Annotated in this window: 18 protein-coding genes and 1 riboswitch; of the genes, 1 reads left to right on the top strand and 17 read right to left on the bottom strand. The window is 44.3% G+C overall.

Going from position 1 to position 20,976, the window contains the following annotated elements; all coding sequences use genetic code 11:
* Positions 1 to 3: 3 nt before the first annotated feature.
* From ACESMA_RS03870 to ACESMA_RS03795, 16 genes are all read right to left on the bottom strand, one after another.
* Positions 4 to 540 (bottom strand): YeeE/YedE thiosulfate transporter family protein, encoded by a 537-nt coding sequence (locus ACESMA_RS03870; RefSeq protein ID WP_372947453.1) that lies wholly within the window; start codon positions 538 to 540, stop codon positions 4 to 6.
* A 32-nt stretch (positions 541 to 572) separates the two neighbouring features.
* Positions 573 to 1,220 carry a cytochrome b/b6 domain-containing protein gene (locus tag ACESMA_RS03865; protein ID WP_372947452.1) on the bottom strand — a complete coding sequence of 216 codons (648 nt, stop codon included), beginning with the start codon at positions 1,218 to 1,220 and terminating at the stop codon, positions 573 to 575.
* A 3-nt stretch (positions 1,221 to 1,223) separates the two neighbouring features.
* Entirely contained in the window at positions 1,224 to 2,837 is a 1,614-nt protein-coding gene (locus tag ACESMA_RS03860; protein WP_372947451.1) for a tetrathionate reductase family octaheme c-type cytochrome, read from the bottom strand.
* Between the two features lie 285 nt (positions 2,838 to 3,122).
* The gene (locus ACESMA_RS03855) at positions 3,123 to 4,052 is read right to left on the bottom strand and encodes a molybdenum cofactor synthesis domain-containing protein (RefSeq protein ID WP_372947450.1); all 930 of its coding nucleotides are present in this window, start codon (positions 4,050 to 4,052) and stop codon (positions 3,123 to 3,125) included.
* Positions 4,049 to 4,528, bottom strand: coding sequence for a cyclic pyranopterin monophosphate synthase MoaC (gene moaC, locus ACESMA_RS03850; RefSeq protein WP_372947449.1), 480 nt, complete (start codon positions 4,526 to 4,528; stop codon positions 4,049 to 4,051). Before moaC ends, ACESMA_RS03855 begins: the two co-directional genes overlap by 4 nt.
* A complete protein-coding gene (locus ACESMA_RS03845) occupies positions 4,500 to 5,300 on the bottom strand; it encodes a GTP 3',8-cyclase MoaA (protein WP_372947448.1) in 801 nt (266 codons plus the stop codon). Before ACESMA_RS03845 ends, moaC begins: the two co-directional genes overlap by 29 nt.
* The gene (locus ACESMA_RS03840; protein WP_372947447.1) at positions 5,284 to 6,459 is read right to left on the bottom strand and encodes a molybdopterin molybdotransferase MoeA; all 1,176 of its coding nucleotides are present in this window, start codon (positions 6,457 to 6,459) and stop codon (positions 5,284 to 5,286) included. The genes ACESMA_RS03845 and ACESMA_RS03840 overlap by 17 nt, the downstream gene beginning before the upstream one ends.
* Entirely contained in the window at positions 6,452 to 6,979 is a 528-nt protein-coding gene (locus ACESMA_RS03835; protein ID WP_372947446.1) for a hypothetical protein, read from the bottom strand. The genes ACESMA_RS03840 and ACESMA_RS03835 overlap by 8 nt, the downstream gene beginning before the upstream one ends.
* A complete protein-coding gene (locus ACESMA_RS03830; RefSeq protein WP_372947445.1) occupies positions 6,976 to 7,518 on the bottom strand; it encodes a molybdenum cofactor guanylyltransferase in 543 nt (180 codons plus the stop codon). The genes ACESMA_RS03835 and ACESMA_RS03830 overlap by 4 nt, the downstream gene beginning before the upstream one ends.
* 2 nt (positions 7,519 to 7,520) lie before the next feature.
* Positions 7,521 to 8,252, bottom strand: a complete 732-nt coding sequence (locus tag ACESMA_RS03825) for a sulfite exporter TauE/SafE family protein (RefSeq protein WP_372947444.1) — start codon at positions 8,250 to 8,252, stop codon at positions 7,521 to 7,523.
* A riboswitch (molybdenum cofactor riboswitch) is annotated at positions 8,245 to 8,384 on the bottom strand. It overlaps the preceding gene by 8 nt.
* Before the next feature lie 15 nt (positions 8,385 to 8,399).
* Positions 8,400 to 9,023, bottom strand: a complete 624-nt coding sequence (locus ACESMA_RS03820; protein ID WP_372947443.1) for a rhodanese-like domain-containing protein — start codon at positions 9,021 to 9,023, stop codon at positions 8,400 to 8,402.
* A 56-nt stretch (positions 9,024 to 9,079) separates the two neighbouring features.
* On the bottom strand, positions 9,080 to 9,682 hold the full coding sequence (locus tag ACESMA_RS03815) for a YeeE/YedE thiosulfate transporter family protein (RefSeq protein ID WP_372947442.1): 603 nt from the start codon (positions 9,680 to 9,682) through the stop codon (positions 9,080 to 9,082).
* Positions 9,683 to 9,715: 33 nt separating this feature from the next.
* Entirely contained in the window at positions 9,716 to 10,228 is a 513-nt protein-coding gene (locus ACESMA_RS03810; protein ID WP_372947441.1) for a YeeE/YedE thiosulfate transporter family protein, read from the bottom strand.
* Between the two features lie 45 nt (positions 10,229 to 10,273).
* A complete protein-coding gene (gene nrfD, locus ACESMA_RS03805) occupies positions 10,274 to 11,215 on the bottom strand; it encodes an NrfD/PsrC family molybdoenzyme membrane anchor subunit (RefSeq protein WP_372947440.1) in 942 nt (313 codons plus the stop codon).
* A 10-nt stretch (positions 11,216 to 11,225) separates the two neighbouring features.
* Positions 11,226 to 11,759: a 4Fe-4S dicluster domain-containing protein gene (locus ACESMA_RS03800; protein WP_372947439.1), complete on the bottom strand. Its 534-nt coding sequence runs from the start codon at positions 11,757 to 11,759 to the stop codon at positions 11,226 to 11,228.
* Entirely contained in the window at positions 11,756 to 13,990 is a 2,235-nt protein-coding gene (locus ACESMA_RS03795; RefSeq protein ID WP_372947438.1) for a molybdopterin-dependent oxidoreductase, read from the bottom strand. The genes ACESMA_RS03800 and ACESMA_RS03795 overlap by 4 nt, the downstream gene beginning before the upstream one ends.
* Positions 13,991 to 14,405: 415 nt before the next feature.
* On the opposite strand from ACESMA_RS03795, the gene ACESMA_RS03790 reads away from it, so the two are divergent.
* Positions 14,406 to 17,684, top strand: a complete 3,279-nt coding sequence (locus ACESMA_RS03790) for a VPS10 domain-containing protein (RefSeq protein WP_372947437.1) — start codon at positions 14,406 to 14,408, stop codon at positions 17,682 to 17,684.
* 53 nt (positions 17,685 to 17,737) lie between these two features.
* Here the strand turns inward: ACESMA_RS03790 and carB are convergent, their stop codons facing one another.
* Positions 17,738 to 20,968, bottom strand: a complete 3,231-nt coding sequence (gene carB, locus ACESMA_RS03785; protein WP_372947436.1) for a carbamoyl-phosphate synthase (glutamine-hydrolyzing) large subunit — start codon at positions 20,966 to 20,968, stop codon at positions 17,738 to 17,740.
* Positions 20,969 to 20,976: the final 8 nt, after the last annotated feature.

The following is a 20,976-nucleotide window of genomic DNA, read 5'->3' as shown; positions in this document are numbered from 1 at the left end:
GTTCTATTTTAACCAAAGTTTTCTGAAAAAATAAGCCAACGCATAAGCTCCGCCAAAAATGGCCAGCATGGTCAAAATTCCGCCCAGCGAAAGCACCGCCATTCCGCTTAGTGCCGAACCGCTTGTACAGCCGCGGCCCAATTGCGAGCCGTAACCAAAAAGTGCTCCGCCCAAAATAGCTCCGGCAATACGTACACCGTTGGTAACCCGCGGACCTTTTTCCAGTTTAAGACCGGTACGGTTAGCCAGCACTCCCGAAAAGAATGCGCCCACCAGCACACCAAAAACTTCAAAAACCAGAAAGTTTTTCCAGGGTCCTTCAGGATTTTCGGCCTTAAAATCTGTATAGTAGGCTGTGTTTTCAGCATGTTTCGGAGCAACGGTTTCAACCGAAGCAATTACCACACTTTTAAATGCCCCGCTGGCGCCAAGTCCGCGCCCGGTAATGTAAATGGTTGCAAGCAAAACCAAACCAAGCAGAAAGCCTGCCAGGTATGGATTCATATAAGGCTTTGGTTTTATGGATTCTGTTGTTTTCATTGTGTTGTTTTTTTTATGCTGAAATTCTGAATTTACTGTTTTTGCATGGCCTCGCTTAATACCGGTTCATCTTCTTCCTCTTCCAAATCTTCGTAGCCGGTAATCATGGCCTGTATGTTTGAAGTTGGCGTATGCCCGGTTGTGGTCATATATACATGAATCACAAGGAAAACCATCAATAAAAATGCTCCAAGTGTGTGCCAGAAAGCAACGCTTTCGAGTGAAAATTCGCTGACAACAACAATATCGTTCCTGTCTATGGTTTTGTGAAACATATAAATGATTCCTGAAATTACAGTTACAGGAATTAACACCAGTTTAAAACCGAGGTAAACCAATCTTTGCAACGGATTCAGCTTTTTAACTTCGGTTTTTTTGGTAGGATGTTTTTCACCTTTAAACATGCCAACGCTATAAAACCGGATTTGCTCAGCTAGTTTTTTTGTTGTGGGAATGTATTGTCGCCATTCGCCTGTAACCACGTGCCAGAAAATGGCAAAAACAATCAAACCAATGAGCATCCACGAGGCAAGACGGTGGAAACGTGCTGCATGTTCAAATCCCAAAATATCAAAAGTTCCGTGAACCTCGAATCCGGTAAAAGCCAGAAATATAATCAGTGACGCTTGTGTCCAGTGCCAAAAGCGTTCAAAACCTTTATAAACATATACGTGTTTCATACTTTATTCTTTTATTCCGGTTTTATTTTGGTAATCAATAATATCTGTATCATACTCTTTCCGGCGAATGGAGATCAAAATTCGTATTGCAGCATGAACTATAACTCCGGCAAGTGCACCAAAAAACATCAGCGTACCCAGAAAATCAAGCGGTTTATTGTAATCGCGGCCCGGCAAATAAAAGCCTGCAAGTGAGGCTAAACGCCCGTCATCGCTACGGGTATGACATTCGGCACATCCAACAGTATGCTCTTTAGGCGCCACCATGTGGTTAATGGGCCAATACATTTCCGTTTCCACAAAGCCGTATTCCCCGCTGAAGGGGAGGCCAACCCTTTTCATTCCTGCTGCTGAGGCCGTTTCCCAGTTGAAATCTTTCCAGTAGGCGCTGTCACCCTTGTTTTCTGCAAATACCTTGGGCTGTATCAGAATGTTGTATTTTTTGTCGTAAATCTGGTCGCCCAGGTGAATTTTAACAGGGAAAATTTTTGATTCCGGGTCCTCGTGCGAGCCAAACAATGTATTCATCTGTACCGGAACAGATTTGATGGTATCGCCCAGCAAATAGTGATCGGCTGTGCCATTAAACCAGATGTAATCCGGTTTAACATTTTTAGCCCAGGTAAACGAACCTTTTATGGATTGGTACTCCTGAGTACTGTCGCTGTTGAACTCCTGAAAAGGTTCTCCGTTCCGTAATTTCCCGGCATCGGACCAGTACCATGCCATTTTTGTTGGATTTACTTTGGCATATTCAGGAATGTGGCAAGCCTGGCACGAAACCTTTGCATTATGCCGGTTGAGAATATCATCGAAATGAGGTGTTGAAGTGTGGCACTGTTCGCATGTTGCCCGGTTGGTATTGGTTGACGATACGGAATAAAGCCGTCCTTTAATCTGATGGTTTTCGCCGGCATGGCATTCCACGCAAGACATGTTCATTCCGTTGGCTGCCATGTGCACATCCACTTCGCGATCGCAGGCCAGTTGGGCGGCTTCCAAATCACCATGTTTCACATTATTTCCACCTCCGCTGTAAAAATGGCAACTGCCGCAGTTAATCTTATCAGGAGTACCAACACTTTGGGCAACCAAAGTCAGGTTTACCTCACGGTCCGGATAGCCTGCTGTTGAAGCACCTTTCAAATAAAGGTCGCTGTTGTCGTGACAAACCATGCAATCCACATTTCGTGCGTTGTTATAATCGTAATGGTCGTTGGTCATTCCGTAGCCGATGTGGCATTTTGCACAGGCCAATTCGTTCGACTGCGCACCCAGACAAAAATTGTTTAGTACATTTTTTTTTCCGGCAGCAGCCAGTCCGCGGCCTTCCACGTATGAAACCCGCTCCCAGTTCCAGTGAGCCGAATTCATCACTTCCTTGTGCCGTTCGGTATGGCAACCAATGCAAGATTCGGTTACTTCCTGCGGTGTGGCAAATTCGCGCTGAAGCTGGGGCAACAGACTGTGATTGATGGAAGAAACCGGTTTAATAGCGTACTCTTGTTTTAACTCTTCCAGTTTCAGGTTGTAATATTCATCTTCGGTATTAAACAGATTGATTAATACCAGAATTGCAATAACAGATAAAATTACCGTTAAAATTGTTCGTTTCATTCCTGAATGTTTTTAGATACACCTTGTCATTTTATTTCAAAAAAATCATACAAATATACACATATGTCAATATAAAAACATAATATTACACTTTATTTTTTATACCAAAATAGAATATAATATTTATATTCAATGATTTAATTATATATGTTTTACGACATATACTCAAAATAAAATATATCAAATCACAAAAAATAAAGTTTTTGAACCTCCAAATTTTCAAGAAAAAAAGCTGCCCACCAACTGAACAGCTTAAAACAGAAAGTAACAATTTCAACTTAAGATCTAATGCGAATCGATGTTGTTTATCATGCGCAGTGAGTGCTCCAGGGTTGGTGTAATTTCTGTCAGGTATTCATTCACAGCGCCAACGCTGCCGGGCAGCACATAAACCAACGATTGTTTAATCACCCCGGCAATGCTGCGGCTTAACAGCGCATTGGGTTTTGCCGAACCGTATTTATACCGGATGAGCTCCATAATTCCCGGAATTTCCTTATCAAGCATTTTTTGAACAACATCGGGAGTGATGTCGCGGCTTCCGATGCCGGTTCCACCGGTGGTTACCACGATGTCAGCATTTTCGTGCACCGCTTTCTGAATCGCTTTTTGCAGCATGGTTTCATCATCGGGAATTATTACTTTTTCCAGTTGAACCGGCCTGTTGTTCCCGGCAAAAAAGTCTTTTAGCATTTTGGCGGCATGGGGTCCACTTTTATCTTTGTAAATGCCATTATAAGCCCTGTCACTCAGCGTAATCACCGAAATTTTAATTTTACGCGGAATATAGGTCAACTCATCGTTCACCTGTAGTTTTCCGGTTTGTATCACCCGGCAGAAAATTCCTTCGATGGGCATAATGCAATTCCCCGTAATTTTCATGATTTCGCAACCTTTGTGGCACTTTTTGCCAATCTGGGTTACTTCCAAAATAACATTGCCCGACACAAACCGGTCGAGAATATTGGTTTTGTGCAGCTCCAGTCCTTCGGTGGTAATGTTTTCGCCAAAATCGCCAAATTGGAATGCCCGGCTATTTTGTTCCTCCGCCTTTTTCAGACTTTCCAAGCCCAGCATACTCACCTGGCGGTGCCAGTGGCCTGCATGTGCATCGTTTTTTAGGCCGGTTTCGGTTATTTCAACCGCATTAACAGGCACTTTTATTGTGCCTTTCTTTTCGGAAAGATTCAGTGATTTTATTTTTACCTGCGTCATTTTTTATGTTTCTCCACCAGTTTAATTTCGCCCATTGTCATTTGTTTATCCACCGCCTTGCACATGTCGTAAATAGTTAGCAGTGCTACATTTACCGCTGTAAGTGCTTCCATTTCCACACCGGTTTTTCCGGTGCATTTTGCCAACGATAAAACCCGGATGCCATCGTCTTCCACCGAAAAATCCACTGCAATTTTGGTCAGCTGCAACTGGTGACAGAGCGGAATGAGGTTGAATGTGTTTTTTGCCGCCTGAATTCCGGCAATACGCGCCACCGAAAAAATATCGCCTTTTTCAATGGAATTGCTTTTTATGAGTTCCAGCGTTTTGGGCTGAAGAAATATTTTTCCCGAAGCTTTGGCTTCACGCTGCTGGTCTGGTTTTGCACCTACATCCACCATGCTTGCCTCTCCCCTTTCGTTCAAATGTGAAAATTTTTCTGCCATATTATCCTCCGATGTTGTAAAAGCTGCCATTGCTGTTCACTGCTCCCTCTTTGGGTTTAGCGTTCAGTGCCAGTAAAAATGCTTCTTTAATTCCGTATTCTCTGATGTTGTACTCTTTGTTGCTGAACAGACAGGGCTTAATCATCCCGTTTGCCGTCAGCCGAAGCCGGTTGCAAATCACACAGTTTCCGCCTTCCCCGCCTTCAACCTGCGAAAATTCGCCGGTTCTCAAATCCATTTGGGTAATAAATCTCAGCTTAAGTTCTTCATCAGCAGCAAATTTCCTGATTTCATCAAATTGCTCATTGTTTTCGTTTTTGAGTTTTACCGCATTTATTTTGATGGGTGTTAATCCGGCCTTTTGGGCTGCACGAATTCCTGTAAAAACATCTTGCAATTTTCCGCCCCGCGTAATTTTAGAATACTTTTCGGATGAAACCGAATCGAGACTGATGTTCACGCGGCTAAGCCCCGCTTCTTTCAGACCTGCCGCATATTTGGAAAGCAAAACGCCGTTGGTTGTCATGGTAACCTCTTCAATTCCGTCAATTGCAGAAATCATGGCAACCAGGTCTGTTACACCTTTTCGCACCAATGGTTCACCGCCGGTCAGGCGCACTTTTTTTATGCCCAGTTCTGCACCAACTTTTACCACTTCTGCAATCTCTTCGAGACTCAGAATCTCTTCTTTTTTAAGCAGTTGAATTCCCCCTGCAGGCATGCAGTAAACACAACGCAGGTTACAACGGTCGGTAACCGAAATGCGCAAATAGGTAATATTTCTGTTATATCGGTCGAACATTTACCAATTCCCCTTTTTCAATTTTCTCAACGCCTTTGTGTATCTCCATCAAATGGGTTGCATTGCTCAATGCATTGATGTGTGCAGAACCATGAAACTCCACCGGTAAAACTTCCATTTCGGAAGTAATGTTTACCGGAATAAAATTCAGCCGGTCCTGTTTTCTCCATTTCAATGCTGTTCCCAAAGGTAATTTTAATATTTCAGGTTGAAAATTGTATCCCATCAGAGCGTACAAAAATGGTTTTGCATACAGCTCAAACTGCACGAACGACGACACCGGGTTTCCCGACAAACCTAAACAATACTTTTCCCCTTTACGAGCAAAAACCATTGGTTTGCCAGGTTTAATTGCAGTGGCAGTGACCAGAATTTCATAATCAAGTTTTGCAAGAATTTCGGGAATCAGGTCGAAATCGCCAACCGAAACACCACCGGTAAGCATCACAACATCACTGAAATTCAGCGCTCCGGATAGTTTTTCAGCCAGCAGAGATTCTTCATCGCTAATGATTCCGCCGTAACCGGCTTGAATATTTAATTCCGAAATCTGGCCAATCAGTTGTGCTGAATTGGAATTGCGAATCTGAAACGACAATGGTTTTTCACCAGGTTCTACTAACTCGGTGCCGGTAGCAAAAACCGTAACTAAAGGTCGCCGTAAAACCATGGGATGGGTAATTCCTGCTCCGGCCAGCGCCGGCAGATGCTTCGGTGCAATCAATGTACCTTTTCCAAGAATTTTTTCCCCGGTTCTAATGTCTTCGCCGCGGTAACAAATGTTATTTCGGGTTCCCGGATTTCTGCAAATCACCTTGTTGATACCAATCAATTCGGCATCTTCTTTTTTAAATACCACATCGGCGCCTTCTGGAACCACAGCTCCTGTCATTATTTTATAACCCTGATTTTTCTGCAGCTTTTTTTCGGGCAGTTTGCCGGCATAAATGGTTTCAATGATTTCCAGCTCGTTGTGCAAATCTTCCCGCCGGCAGGCAAAGCCGTCCATTGCCGATTTGTTAAAGGGCGGCATGTCCATGTCGTGAAAAATATCCTCTGCCAAAACCCGTTTCAGTGATTTTTGCAGTTCAACTTTTTCGGCTGACAGCGGTTGAGCCGTTGAAAGAATTAAATCAAGCGCAGTTTTATATTCAAGCATCGATTGCAATTTTTCCGTTAATAAAATGAATATTTTCTCCTGTAAATTGCTGTACATCTTCAGCATTCAAATGCAAAACACGAGTTTCGGACCTGAAAAGAAAATTTTTTTTCACTTCTTTACCCGTGATGAAAATCAACAGCCCGGGTTCCAGGATATCGTACAATCCGCCCGACTCAACAGTTACAGGCGATTCAGAACCCAGCAATGGAAGCAAATAATCCATTGCGCCGGCTAAATAACCGGGTTTACACTGAACGTAATACACCGTTTTAGCCCCGGCCTGCAACATCCGTGAACTGTCTTTCCGGGAAATGTTTTTCTCTTCAACAATCACAAAATTTTCTGACTGAAAGAGATATTTCGGGTCTCCATCCAATTCGTGAAAATGAGGTGAAATTTTAACGCCAACCGGCTCGTGTTCTTGCGCAAGACGGGCGATAATCCGGCAAACCGTAATGGTTTTTCCAATATTCCGTCCGGTACCAGCTACAAGCAATATGTTGGGTTTCTGTATCATTTCAAATCATGCGGATAGTTTATATTTAAAAGCGCTTCGTCATCAGCCACTACCACAGTTTCGGCCTGAAGTTCATTGAGCAGTGCCATCAGTTTAAAATCGCCCTTTTCAATCTGTTTTTGAACAACCGACAACGCCGTTTTGCTGTACCATCCCAGCACGGGAAAAACTTTTCCCTGAACGGAAGCAGCAACCACAGCCCTTTTCCCTTCGGTTTGATGTAAAATACGTTTTAAAATCTCCAGGCTGATTCCCGGCATGTCACACGGACAAACAAGAATTCCGGAAGTTTTGGCGGCAGTCAATCCGGCCTCAATTCCGCCAATGGGCCCGTGTTCCCTGAAATTATCTGGAATGAGCGGAAAACCAAAGCGACTGTAATCTGCATTTCCAGTGCTGATAAAAATTTCAGAAGTAATTTGTTTGCAGACATCGATTGCGGATTGCACCAACGGTTTTCCGTTAAACCCGGCAAGGCCTTTTTCGCGCCCCATTCGTGAACTTTTACCTCCTGCCAGTATGATTGCTGTGACTTCCATGGTTAAAAATAAATCAGTTTAAAACTGGCAAAAAGCAGCACAGCAGCAAGCAGGTAAGTAAGTTTGAAGGACGTCAGTTTGACCCTTCCCAAATGCGAACCGATTACACTTCCGGCAATGCCCAGCGCAATCAGGAGGTAAATCTCAGGTACCGGATTCAAAACTCCTTTGGAAGCGAGACCTGATATACCAGCCGCAGAATTCAAAAAAATAAAAATGGCCGAAATAGCTGCAGTCTCTTTTATGGTAGTCCACCGAAGCAGTAAAAGAATCGGGCTTAAAATAATACCGCCGCCAATGCCAATCATTCCCGAGAAGAATCCCAGAAAAGCCCCGATTGTCAGTGCAAACAGGATTTTTACCGGCCGGGTACTTTCGGGTTTTTTGGCTACAAAAAGCATTCGGCCAATGGCGAAAAGTAAAAATATGCCCAGAATCATTTTATAAACGTCGGGATTAATCTGCAGGCGTGCTCCCAAAAACGACATGGGAATGGAAAGCAAAATAAAAGGAAAAAGCAGTTTCAGTCTGAAAAACCCTCCTTTGAAGTAGGAATAAAACGAAATGCCGGCAACAAAAAGATTCAGAATCAGAGCCGATGCCCGCATGTTTTCGGGAGAAACTGCAAACAGTGCCATGATGGCCAGATAACCACTGGCGCCGCCGTGTCCTACCGAAGAGTACAACACAGCGGTCACAAAAATTAAAATGTAAAAAATGACTCCAAATTCCATTCAGATTTCTCCTTTCCAATTCATTCCAACAACTGCTGAACTCGGGAGGATTTGCTGTTTCCGGCCCATCCCGTCGGTTTAAATTCCTTGCCTTACAAGTTTAGGAAAATAAACTCGGAGAACAAATACAAATATTTCAATTACACATCAGCAACCTCCCTGCACAGGTTTTTTGGTTGCTCTTTTCTGCACCGGAGGTTTTGGTGTGCTGGGTGATCCAATGGCAGGTGCGGTTTCAGCCGCTTCGCCACCCAGGGCCATTCCGGCGCCTTTGCGTAAATTGTACTTTAAAATTTCTTCGTTAGGACTTGTACTGGCCGGCGCTTCAGGATTCAAAACCGTTTCAGCCCAGTAGTTTAAACCGCCCTGCAAAACGTAATTGTTTTTGTAGCCAAGCTGGCGGGTAATCATCCACGCCTGGTTAGCATCGTTTGTGCCGTTGGAGTAAAACACATTCAAATTTACATCCTGGTTGATGTACTCTTCCCACTCGGGATTCAGAATATCCACCAGTGGAATGTTGATGGAATTGGGCAGGTTAAACTTTTCGTATTCCGCTGCGCTTCTCACGTCAATCAGTTGCAACGACGGGTCGTTGGAAATCACCATGTCGGCAACCTGGTCGGGGCCAATAAACTGTGTTCCGCTTTTCACCTCTTCCAGTAACTCATCGGCTGTTAATTTGTAAGGTTTTGTGGTATTTTCAGGCACAGCTGCAATAATTAATCCCAATGGAATTAAAGTTGATGCCAGTATTAATCGTGCTTTCATCTTATTGTATTATTTTGATTTTCAACAAATTTATTAAATTTTAGTTCACTTTTAACCTATTGATTCATTTTATAATCTTCGCGTGCAAATTTTTTCTCGGCCCATTCGCCAACCCAGAACATTCCGAGCGCCACCAAAATAACTAAAAAGGTTAATAACCCGCGTGATGCGCCGAAATAATCGCTTAACAATGGAGCTCCCAGAAATTTGGCATTGTAAAAGTTTTCCCATAACGGATAACCTTCGGCAAAAATAAAAATGCCGATGAACATTCCGCCAATAAACGCCAATGCATCGAGTTTTCCGATGGAAGCCGCGCAAAAAGAGGTTCCGGGGCAGTAGCCGCCCAGAATAAATCCGGCCCCCATAATCACACCGCCACCCAGTGTGGACCAAAGGTAAGTCGGGTTGATGTAAATGTAACTCAGGTCAATCCATTTGAAAAGACTCATAAACAACAGTCCGACTGAGCCAACAATGGCTGCCGTGAAGAAAACTTTTAAAACAGTGGTGTCGTAGCCGTAAAACATGCCAGCCAATCGTCGGCTGGAAGAAAAACCGTTGGCTTCAAGCACAAAACCGAACCCGATTCCGATGACAAATGCCAGAAACAGGTTGGTATTCTGTGAAATTATTTCGTTTACAATTAATGGTCCCATTTTTTAAATGATAATTGATTAATAATTAGAAAATTAAATCCATAATTTGCGGGCAAAGTACGCCAGCGCGAAGGCGGTTCCGAAAATGGCTGCCATGGACAAAAAGCCGCTGAGTGAAAGCACAGCCATGCCTGTTAGTGCCGAACCGCTGGTACAACCGCGTCCCAGTTGCGAACCAAATCCAAAGAAAATCCCACCTAAAACGGCAAAAATGATTCGGGTTTTGTTGGTGATTTTCGGTGATTTTTCAACCTTAAATTTTAACCGTCCGGCAATGGCACCTGACACAAAGCCACCAACTATTACACCCAACATTTGAAATACCAGCCATTCACTTAATGGATTGGGGTGGGTTTCCATGTAATCGCTGTAAAATACCGATTTCTCAATATGTGCAGGCGCAACAGTTTTTACCCCTGCAACAATGGCACTTTTGGCAGCACCACTGGCGCCAAGACCCCTGCCCGAAACCCAGAATGCAACAATCAGAACAAGTCCAAGCAATACGCCTCCGAGGTACGGATTCATGTATTTCTTCTGTTTCATAATACTATGATGTTAATGATTTTTGATTTTTCTTCTAAAACATTATTAATACAGCCAGCGGCTAATCTGGCCGGCGTAGGCTATTATAAAACGCAGCATTAAACTGCCAAACAGCACCAGCACCACCGGAATAACTGTTGGAATATGAAATTTTCGAATCTCCAGAAATTCGAGCACTGCCGGCAGAATCATTCCCAAAACAACTACAAAAATCCAGAATGGCGCGGTGTATGGCCCGCCAAGAAAAAGGTTGGCCGCTTCAATCTGAACCTCGGTGCTCGCCAGAAATCCCATAAACATGTGAACGATTAAAAAGAGTTCGATGCCAATAAGCATGATATCGATTTTGGCAAAATTGATTCGTTCTCCTTTTCGTTTCGAAAAAAGGATAATTACCGCAGCGCCTGCTGAAAGCCCGGATGTTAAAAACAAGGGGCCCAGAATGGATGTATTCCAGAGCGGTCGGGCATTAAATGCCGAAAACAAAATTCCGGTGTAAATTCCCAGAATAACCGAAAAAAACAGGATAATCCAGGCCATGTACAATTTGTATCTGACCAGAAATTTTTCCAACTCTTTCAGAATGGAGAATTTCCAGTCCCATTTGGGAAAAAACTCGCGGATGTGAATGGCTGCCCACGCAAATGAGAGCGGCGTAACGGCCATCAGGGTCCATGCGCCCCACGACATGGGTGATTGAATTTTTATGGTGGTGTACAGTTGCCAAAAATAAAGTTTATGCCGCAGGTCGAGAAACAAAGCGGCCAAACCAATAATCAGCAAAAAAGGTACAATGATGGGTGCGCGGCGAACAGCGCCACGAAATTTGTTTTCCTGGCCCAAAACGGTATAAAGACTGGCGAAAAACAGAATTCCGGCGGCCAGACCGCCCAAAAACAGGTAGAGCGGAATGTGCCAGTGCCAGATTTCCAGGTGGGGATCGATATTTGGATTCAATCTTCCCGAAATAATAATTTCTTCTCTCATTTTTCTGGTTTTATATCAGATAATACACATGAGGTTTTGTACCCGCTTCGGGTATCAGTGTTTTGTATTTACGCTTTTTCAGCATTTTTGAAACGTCGCTATTGGGGTCGTCCAGATCGCCAAAATACATGCATTTGGTAGGACAAACTTCCACACATGCCGGCTGCTGACCTTTTTTAATCCGGTGCAGACAAAACGTACATTTATCTACATACCCTTCGGGGTGAGAATACCGCGCATCGTAGGGACAACTAACAACACAGGCTCCGCAGCCAATGCATTCATTGTGTGTAACAGTAACAATTCCACCGTCTTCGTAGTGGCTTGCCCCGGTTGGGCAACATCTTACACACGGTGAGTTTTCGCAGTGGTTACACCGTTCGGAACGAATTTCAATTTCGAGTTGTGGATAGGTTCCGTCGGTTACTTCCACAATCCAGTCGCGGCAATACCCGATGGGTACGTCATTTTCGGTTTGGCAGGCAACCACACAATCGGAACATCCCACACATTTTTTGGTATCTATGGCCATTGCATATCTCATGACTGCACCTCGCTTTCTTTTTCAAACAGAAATGTTACAAAATTTCCTCTCATGCCGGTACCACCCATCACGGGGTCCATCAGCACGCGGGTTATTAACTGGGAATCGCTGGCTCCCTTGCCGTAAGCACGGCTCAGTTTTTTATCGGCATGGCCAAAACCATGAACAATGTAAACCGAATCAAACCGGGTACGTTCGGTTACACGCACTTTCACCGGAAAGTCGGCAACCACACCATCCTGATTTTGCAAATAAACCGGCTGACCGTTTTGCAGTCCCCACTCTTTGGCCACTTTCGGATTAACCCAAACGGTATTTTCATCCATCAAATCAGTCAGGTTCGGATTGTTTGCCGTGCGGCTAAAAGTATGCATGGGTGCGCGTCCGTAATTCAGGTGATAATAACCTTCGGGCGGTTCCATGTGCGGTGTGTAAACCGGAAACGGGTCAAAACCTTCAGCTTCGAGTGCGGTTGAATACAATTCAATTTTACCTGTGTTGGTATAAAAATCAACCTCCTCATTTTCAGCATAAAACAAATTGCCATACTCGCGTGGCAGATTTTTCACGCCAATACGTTTCATCTCTTCGAGCGACGAGCCTACCTGTTTCAACTGCCAGTCGAGTTTTTCCTCGAAGGTTTCCCAGGCAAAGTATTCTTCCAGGCCCAGTCTTTTTGAAACTTCCTTGGCCATCCAGTAGGCCGGTTTTGAATTGTACTTAGGCTCAGCAGCCGGCATGCGTAAAGCAATGCTCGGAGTGCGGCCCGGTGCAACCCTCAAATCGTCCCACCGTTCCATGTAGGTGCACTCCGGTAACACCACATCAGCATAACCAGTAATTTCCATAGGCATGGTATCCACCACCACGAGCAGTTCCAGGTTATTAATGGCATCAATGGTTTTTTTCTGGTCAGGCAGTGTCATAATCAGGTTGGTGCCATTCACAATCCACCCTTTGATATTGCAATCGAGATCGGGTGACGGAATGGTCGCATCGCAAACACCCGAAGCCAGCGCCAGATCGGCCAGTTTATACTTTCCGTTCATAGCATCTCGCCAGGTACGGGTTATTTTTGGAAACTCAGGATGCGGATAATCAGGCAGGCTCAATTTATCAGGGAGATAATACCCTCCTCTTCTGCCCCAGGAGCCAAGCAGTGCATTCAAAATGGCAACGGCACGAAGTCGTTGAGTATCGTCGCCATACCAGGTTACATGTCGCCCCGGATGAATAATTACTGAAGGTGCTGCATTAGCCATTTCACGTGCACTTTCACGAATCTGATCGGGTTTGATTGTTGTTACTCCGTAAGCCCATTCAGGAGTGAATGGCTGAATGTAGTTTTTCAACTCCTCAAAACCGAAGGTGTATTTTTCCACGTATGGCTTGTCGTACCATTCGTTGTTAATGATTTCCCGAATCCAGGAAAGCAGCAGTGCGATATCAGTGGCAGGTTTAATGGGCAGCCAGAATTTCGATTTGCTTGCAGCCGTGGAGTAACGCGGATCGACCGTAATAATGGAAGCTCCGTTATCGATGGCGTCCGACATTTCCTGTACCTGCCCGTTGTGCATGTTTTCGCCCAGATGCGAGCCAATAAGAACCAGGCACCGGGTATCCCTGATATCGAGTGGTTCAGGAGAGTTCAGGCCTTCGCCATAAGTTGCTATAAAAGCTACCTCGCGCGGTCCGCGGCACTGTGAATACGATGGAGCAGCAATATTATTGGAACCAAATGCTTTCAGTAAATCGCCCCAGTATTTTCCTCCCGAACCATGTGTAAACAATGCGGTACATTCCGGACCGTGTTCCTTTTTAATGTGCTGAAGTTTTTCAGCAATAAAATCGAAAGCTTCATCCCACGAAACTTCCTTATAGGTTTGTTTTCCATCAGGCCCCTTAACTCTCAATAAAGGAGTTTTAAGGCGGTCTTCATCGTAATACATTCCAACGCCTCCAGTTCCCCGCGGACAAAGTCGTCCGTTGCAGTTCTGATCATCGTCATTTCCAATAACCTTCTGAATCTGACCTTCATCGTTTTTATAAACCCAGCCTGCACATTGCCAGAAACACACTTCGCAATAGGTTGGTGTGCGCAAGGGTCCACCATCTCCAGCCAGCGGAATACGTTTCGTCTGCATGGCCGAATGTACATAGTGACCACCAAACACCAGCCCGGCGGCACTTAACGAAGTGATTTTAATGAAATCGCGTCTTGAATTGGACATATATTTGAATATTTTTTGACCATCTGGTCGACAACTATCAATTATTTTTGCAAAAATATCTAATTATCTACATATTCAAATATAAAAAATTTGAAGCTACTGTCTCACTCTTTAACACAACCTACAAACCGTTATAAATCAAACTTTTACATCATGTGTTATACGACATACTTTGCTAATATATAATCATTCTAAAAAACATAATTCAGACTAAAAAGTATTATTTTTTATACAATATTAAACATAAGTCGAAATAAAATTTAACTTTAAGCAGTAAACATTAAGATTCGGATTTAAAATATCTCAATATTACATTTTTCAGTTAAAAAGAATTTGTGATTTTTGTCCTGTTCAATTATTATTCATCTTTGTATTTTTCCAACGGAAATCAAAAATTAAAATCTTAATACTAATTATGAGAAAAGCTTTACTAATTCTGACCAGCTTAATCTTAGCCGGGACAGTAACTTTTGCAAAAAAGAAGGAAGAAACCAAAGAAAAAGGCGACACATTAATTACCAGCAGCCTGGTTAACGGACTCAAATTCAGAAGTATTGGGCCAGCCTGGGCTAGCGGAAGGATTGGTGATTTTGCAGTTAATCCCGATAATCCGAAAGAATACTATGTGGCCGTTGCCAGCGGAAACGTTTGGAAAACCACCAACAACGGCACCACCTGGGAGCCCATTTTTGATAAATATGGCGCCTATTCCATTGGCGTTGTAAAAATGGACCCAAACAACCATAATGTAATTTGGGTGGGAACCGGCGAAAACAATCACCAGCGGGCGCTTGGTTACGGCGATGGAGTTTACAAATCGCTCGACGGGGGCAAATCATTCAAAAACATGGGACTGAAAGAAAGTCGCCAGATTGGGGGAATCGTTATCGATCCGCGAAATTCCGATGTGGTTTTTGTGGCTGCCGAAGGTTCAGCCTGGGGACCGGGCGGCGACCGGGGGCTTTACAAATCAACCGACGGTGGCGAAACCTGGAATAAAGTTTTGGAAATTAGTGAAAACACCGGAGTAAACAATGTGGTGATGGACCCATCGAATCCGGATATTCTATATGCCACCTCGGAACAACGTCGGCGGACCCACTTCACCAAAATTGGCGGTGGTCCGGAATCGGCTGTTTACAAATCGACCGACAATGGCGAAACCTGGCGTAAAATTATGAAAGGATTGCCATCGGTGCACATTGGCGGCATGGGAATCGATGTTTCGCCGGTAAACCCCAATTACGTTTATTTAATTGTAGAAGCGGCCGAAGACAAAAGCGGTTTTTTTCGCTCCACCGACAAAGGCGAGAGCTGGGAAAAGATGAGTAATCACAACGCCAGCGGACAGTATTACAACGAAATTTACTGCGACCCGGCAGATGTAAATAAAGTATATTCGGTGGAAACCGTTTCAAAATACACGCTCGACGGAGGCAAAACCTGGACAAATATTCCTGTAGGCACACGACATGTGGACGACCACGCACTTTGGATTGATCCTTCAGATACAGAACATTACATTATTGGTGGCGACGGCGGAATTTACGAGACATGGGATGCAGGTTCCACTTTCGATTTTAAAGAAAATTTGCCGGTAACCCAGTTTTACAGGGTGCATGTGGACAATGCTGAACCTTTTTATAATGTATATGGGGGAACGCAGGACAACAACACCATGGGCGGCCCGTCGCGCAACCTTACCCGCGATGGTGTTATTAACGACGAATGGTATGTTACCATGGGCGGCGACGGGTTCTGGATTGCAACCGACCCTGATAATCCGGACATCGTTTATACTGAATATCAGTACGGTAACCTTTTTCGCTACGATAAAAAAAGCGGACAAACTGTGAATATTAAACCGCGTGAACGCAAAGGCGAACTGACCTACAAATGGAACTGGAATGCGCCCATGTTTGTAAGCCCGCACAAGGGAACACGCATTTACCATGCTGCCAACAAAGTTTTCCGCAGCGACGACCGGGGCGACACCTGGGAGGTGATTAGCGACGACCTTACCGCACAGGTTGACCGCAACAGTTTCCCGGTGATGGGAAAATACTGGCCGGCAGATGCTGTTGTAAAAGATGTATCAACCTCACTTTGGGGAACCATCGTTTCACTTGCTGAATCGCCAGTAAAAGAAGGACTTATCTATGCCGGTACTGATGATGGCGTAATTTCGGTAACTGAAAACGGAGGTGAAACCTGGACGCAGGCAAAGTCGTTTCCGGGCGTGCCGGAATACACCTATGTAAGCGACATCTGGCCTGACCGTTTCGATGAAAATGTAGTTTATGCCACCTTCAACAACCTGAAACGCGACGATTTTAAACCGTATGTTTTAAAAAGCACCAACAAGGGACAAACCTGGCAAAGCATAAGCGGCGACCTGCCCGAAAATGGCACGGTACACACCATTATTCAGGACCATATTCGTCCTGAACTCTTTTTCGTTGGAACTGAATTTGGCGCATTTTTCACCATCGATAATGGCGAAAACTGGGTGCAATTAAAATCTGGCGTACCAACCATTGCTGTTTATGACATCGCCATTCAGGAACGCGAAAATGATCTGGTGCTGGCCACTTTTGGACGCGGATTTTACATTCTTGATGATTACAGTCCGTTGCGCGAACTCAGCCACGAAACGGTGGAAAATGATGCTCATCTTTTCAATATAAAAGATGCACTGATGTTCATTCAGACCAGCAATAAAGACAACCAGGGCGATACTTACTACAAAGCGCCCAATCCATCATTTGGTGCAACTTTTACCTATTACATGAAAGAGGTTCCGAAAACAAAAAAACAGCTTCGCAAGGAAAAAGAAAAAGAGCTGTTTGAAAAAGGTGAGCCCATTCCTCAACCCACCTGGCGCGAAATGCAACTGGAAGAAAAAGCAGAACCTTCACACCTTATTTTTACTGTGTACGATGCCGGTGGAAATGTGGTGCGTCAACTTACGCAATCGCCTTCAAAAGGGATAAACCGCATCAACTGGGATTTGCGCTACTCCATGCCCACAGCGGTGCGGGTAAATAACAGTTTTAATCCAACTTCGGGTAGTGGCCGCAGCAATGGAATACTTGTACTGCCCGGAAAATATTCAGTAGATTTAAAACTCTGGCACGAAGGCGAATTGACCGAACTTGCCGGACCGGTGGATTTCAATGTTCAAAAGTTAAATCTGGCCACGCTACCTTCTGAAAATTACAACGAAAACGTGGAATTCAATGAAAAAGCAGGGAAACTGGCTATTGCCATGGTAGGCAGCAACCGCCTTATAGAAGAACTGATTTCGAAAGTGGAACACTTTAAAGAAGCCATATATTCCACATCCGGCGCCAGTCAGCAACTAATGAACAAAGCCCGCGATTTAGGCGAAGAACTGGAAGAGCTAAGCTTCAAAATGAACGGCGTACCGGCCAAAGCCAGTGGCGAAGAAGTGCCGCCGGCGCAGGTTCCGCTTTACGATCGGCTGGGACATGTAACGCGAGCTACTGCCAGTTCAACCAGCGGATTAACCACCACCCAAATAGAGGGATTTGAAATTCTGGAAGAAGAATTCCCACCGGTACTGAACGCCATGAAACGAATTGTAGAACAGGATATTCCTGCTTTGGAAGCCGAATTGAATAAAATTAACGCACCGTGGACACCGGGACGATTGCCTGTTTGGAACAAATAAAATGGGAATTAAAACAAACTAAAGAGGCTGTCCTTTTGAGACAGCCTCTTTTTTTATTGGTATTCGTCCCAGCTTTTAATGCTGATGTCCTTCAAATCATATTTACAGATTCCATAAATAAACGCACTTGCCACCCTCGCATTGGTGATAAGCGGCACATTAAAATCGATGGCATTTCTTCGAATTTGGTAGCCGTTTTTCAATTCCCGCTTCGTATAATTTTTGGGAATATTTATCAGCAAATCAATTTTTTTATCCCTGAGGTACTCAATGGTGTTCGGATGCCTGTCTTCTTCGTCGGGCCAGTGGAGTAAAGTAGTTTTCACCCCGTTTTCGTGGAAGAATTTGTGTGTGCCCTCAGTTGCAAATAAATTGTAACCCCTTGCCTCGAGCATTTGTGCACTTTTCAGCAATTCAATTTTCGAACGCGACGGACCGGAAGAAATCAATATATTTTTTATTGGAATGCGGTAGCCTACCGAAAGCATCGCCTTCAAAATGGCTTCATAATAATTTTCGCCAATGCAGCCTACTTCGCCGGTTGAAGCCATATCCACCCCAAGTACCGGGTCGGCGTTAAGCAAACGGGCGAAGGAGAATTGCGGTGCTTTCACGCCCACGTAATCCAACTCAAACAACGATTTGTCGGGTTTTTCAACCGGCACGCCAAGCATCACTTTGGTGGCAATTTCAATGAGGTTCAGTTTCATTACCTTCGAAACAAACGGGAAACTCCGTGATGCCCTCAGGTTGCATTCAATCACTTTAATGTCGTTGTCTTTCGCCAGGAATTGCATGTTGAAAGGTCCTGTAATTTCAAGTCCTTCTGCAATTTGCCGTGCAATTCTTTTAATTCTCCGGATGGTTTCCACGTACAATTTTTGCGGTGGAAAAACTATGGTGGCATCGCCCGAGTGCACTCCGGCAAACTCCACATGTTCCGAAATAGCGTACGCAACCATTTCGCCATCGCGTGCTACTGCATCAATTTCAATTTCCTTGGCTTCCTCAATAAATTCTGAAACCACCACCGGGTGTTCTTTTGAAACGTTGGAAGCCATATCCAGAAAATGCTCCAGTTGGTCGGAATTTGAAACCACGTTCATGGCCGCTCCCGAAAGCACATACGACGGGCGAATTAGAACCGGGTAGCCCACTTCGTCAATAAACTTGTAAATTTCTTCGAAGGTGGAAAGTTTGGCCCAGCGCGGCTGGTCTATTTTCAGTTTATCGAGCAACGAAGAAAATTTTTCGCGGTCTTCGGCATTATCAATTTTTACCGGCGAAGTTCCAAGTACCGGCACATTCTGACTGTGCAGTTTCATGGCCAGATTGTTGGGAATTTGTCCACCCATCGAAATAATTACCCCGTGCGGGTTTTCCAAATCAACAATATCCAAAACCCGCTCAAAAGTCAATTCATCAAAATAGAGCCGGTCGCAGGTATCGTAATCGGTACTAACTGTCTCGGGGTTGTAATTTATCATTACCGAGCGGTAGTTTTCCTTTTTAATGGCGTCGATGGCATTTACACTGCACCAGTCGAACTCCACCGAGCTGCCAATGCGATAAGCGCCTGAACCCAGCACAATCACCGACAGGTCGTCTTTAAAGAATTCGATGTCGTTTTCGCTGCCGTTGTAAGTCAGGTAGAGATAATTGGTAAGCGCCGGATATTCCCCGGCAAGGGTGTCAATTTGTTTTACTACTGGGGTAATGCCATGTTTTTTTCTGAATTCCCTTACTTTCAGTAAATCTTCCTGAATGTTTTTATTCGAACTTTCAAGCACCAAACGAGCAATCTGAAAATCAGAGAATCCGGCCTGTTTGGCAAGTTTCAGTAAATAAATTGGAAGATTCTCCAGTTTATTTACCCGTTCCAGTTCTGTTTTAATTTTATGAATGTTTTTCAGCCTATACAAAAACCACCGGTCTATCTTTGTTTTTTCATAAATATCGTCAATGGATAATTCTTTGTTAAATGCTTCGGCAATGGCAAAAATTCGGCGATCAGTCGGATTTGTGAGTTCCGCTTCAATTTCTTCAATATTGATTTCCTCTTTGTTTCCCACAAAACCGTGCATTCCCAGGCCAACCATACGTATCCCCTTTTGAATAGCCTCTTCAAAAGTACGCCCGATGGCCATAATTTCGCCCACACTTTTCATAGAGCTTCCGATGTTTTTGGAGACCCCGATGAATTTGTTGAGGTCCCAACGCGGAATTTTTACCACACAGTAGTCCAGTGCCGGTTCAAAAGCAGCTGTGGTTACTTTGGTAACCGAGTTTTTCAACTGGTGCAATCCGTAACCCAATCCCAGTTTGGCAGCTACAAATGCCAGCGGATAACCGGTTGCCTTTGATGCCAGTGCCGATGAACGCGAAAGCCGTGCATTCACTTCAATCACCCGGTAATCTTCTGAATGCGGATCGAGGGCAAACTGCACATTACATTCGCCAATAACTCCCACCCGGCGAATTATTTTTATAGAAACCTCCCGGAGTTTGTGATATTCGGCATTGGAAAGGGTTTGCGACGGCGCCACAACAATACTTTCCCCCGTGTGAATTCCCAGCGGGTCGAAGTTTTCCATGTTACAAACGGTAATGCAATTGTCGAACCGGTCGCGCACCACTTCGTACTCCACCTCTTTCCAGCCTTTTATGGATTCTTCCACCAAAATTTGCGGAGAGTAAGAAAATGCTTTGGAAGCCAGTTTCTCCAGTTCATCCTCATTTTCGCAAAAACCACTACCCAGTCCGCCCAATGTGTAAGCAGCCCTTATGATGATAGGGAATCCGACTTTTTGTGCCGCAACCCTGGCTTCAGCCATGTTGGCAGCGGCAATACTTTGAGGTGTTTTTACATTAATTTCACCCAGCATTATACGAAAAATATCCCGGTCTTCGGTATCGATAATCGATTGAACCGGAGTTCCGACCACCTCGACATTGTATTTTTCAAGAACGCCTGATTGAAAAAGGGCTACACCGCAATTCAATGCAGTTTGTCCGCCAAAAGCCAGTAAAATTCCCTGCGGTTTTTCCTTTTTAATTACTTCCTCTACAAAAAAGGGCGTAACCGGTAAAAAGTAAATTTTATCTGCAATTTCCCCTGAAGTTTGAATGGTAGCAATGTTCGGATTGATGAGGACTGTTTCCACACCTTCTTCTTTCAGCGCTTTCAGTGCCTGCGAACCAGAGTAATCAAATTCACCGGCCTCACCGATTTTTAACGCTCCCGAACCCAGAACTATCGCTTTTTTTATTTTTGAATTTATCATGATGAAAT

Origin of the sequence: Mariniphaga sp., assembly GCF_041687215.1 — a bacterium.
Lineage (GTDB): Bacteria > Bacteroidota > Bacteroidia > Bacteroidales > Prolixibacteraceae > Mariniphaga.
This window is presented reverse-complemented; position numbering and strand designations above follow the sequence as displayed.

What these genes read in the sequence shown, in the direction of transcription:
- ACESMA_RS03825 (WP_372947444.1), bottom strand. Translation starts at nt 8,252, where the DNA reads ATGGAATTTGGAGTCATTTTTTACATTTTAATTTTTGTGACCGCTGTG.
- ACESMA_RS03820 (WP_372947443.1), bottom strand. Translation starts at nt 9,023, where the DNA reads ATGAAAGCACGATTAATACTGGCATCAACTTTAATTCCATTGGGATTA.
- ACESMA_RS03830 (WP_372947445.1), bottom strand. Translation starts at nt 7,518, where the DNA reads ATGGAAGTCACAGCAATCATACTGGCAGGAGGTAAAAGTTCACGAATG.
- ACESMA_RS03790 (WP_372947437.1), top strand. Translation starts at nt 14,406, where the DNA reads ATGAGAAAAGCTTTACTAATTCTGACCAGCTTAATCTTAGCCGGGACA.
- ACESMA_RS03810 (WP_372947441.1), bottom strand. Translation starts at nt 10,228, where the DNA reads ATGAAACAGAAGAAATACATGAATCCGTACCTCGGAGGCGTATTGCTT.
- ACESMA_RS03795 (WP_372947438.1), bottom strand. Translation starts at nt 13,990, where the DNA reads ATGTCCAATTCAAGACGCGATTTCATTAAAATCACTTCGTTAAGTGCC.
- carB (WP_372947436.1), bottom strand. Translation starts at nt 20,968, where the DNA reads ATGATAAATTCAAAAATAAAAAAAGCGATAGTTCTGGGTTCGGGAGCG.
- ACESMA_RS03840 (WP_372947447.1), bottom strand. Translation starts at nt 6,459, where the DNA reads ATGCTTGAATATAAAACTGCGCTTGATTTAATTCTTTCAACGGCTCAA.
- moaC (WP_372947449.1), bottom strand. Translation starts at nt 4,528, where the DNA reads ATGGCAGCTTTTACAACATCGGAGGATAATATGGCAGAAAAATTTTCA.
- ACESMA_RS03855 (WP_372947450.1), bottom strand. Translation starts at nt 4,052, where the DNA reads ATGACGCAGGTAAAAATAAAATCACTGAATCTTTCCGAAAAGAAAGGC.
- ACESMA_RS03835 (WP_372947446.1), bottom strand. Translation starts at nt 6,979, where the DNA reads ATGATACAGAAACCCAACATATTGCTTGTAGCTGGTACCGGACGGAAT.
- nrfD (WP_372947440.1), bottom strand. Translation starts at nt 11,215, where the DNA reads ATGAGAGAAGAAATTATTATTTCGGGAAGATTGAATCCAAATATCGAT.
- ACESMA_RS03860 (WP_372947451.1), bottom strand. Translation starts at nt 2,837, where the DNA reads ATGAAACGAACAATTTTAACGGTAATTTTATCTGTTATTGCAATTCTG.
- ACESMA_RS03800 (WP_372947439.1), bottom strand. Translation starts at nt 11,759, where the DNA reads ATGAGATATGCAATGGCCATAGATACCAAAAAATGTGTGGGATGTTCC.
- ACESMA_RS03815 (WP_372947442.1), bottom strand. Translation starts at nt 9,682, where the DNA reads ATGGGACCATTAATTGTAAACGAAATAATTTCACAGAATACCAACCTG.
- ACESMA_RS03865 (WP_372947452.1), bottom strand. Translation starts at nt 1,220, where the DNA reads ATGAAACACGTATATGTTTATAAAGGTTTTGAACGCTTTTGGCACTGG.
- ACESMA_RS03845 (WP_372947448.1), bottom strand. Translation starts at nt 5,300, where the DNA reads ATGTTCGACCGATATAACAGAAATATTACCTATTTGCGCATTTCGGTT.
- ACESMA_RS03870 (WP_372947453.1), bottom strand. Translation starts at nt 540, where the DNA reads ATGAAAACAACAGAATCCATAAAACCAAAGCCTTATATGAATCCATAC.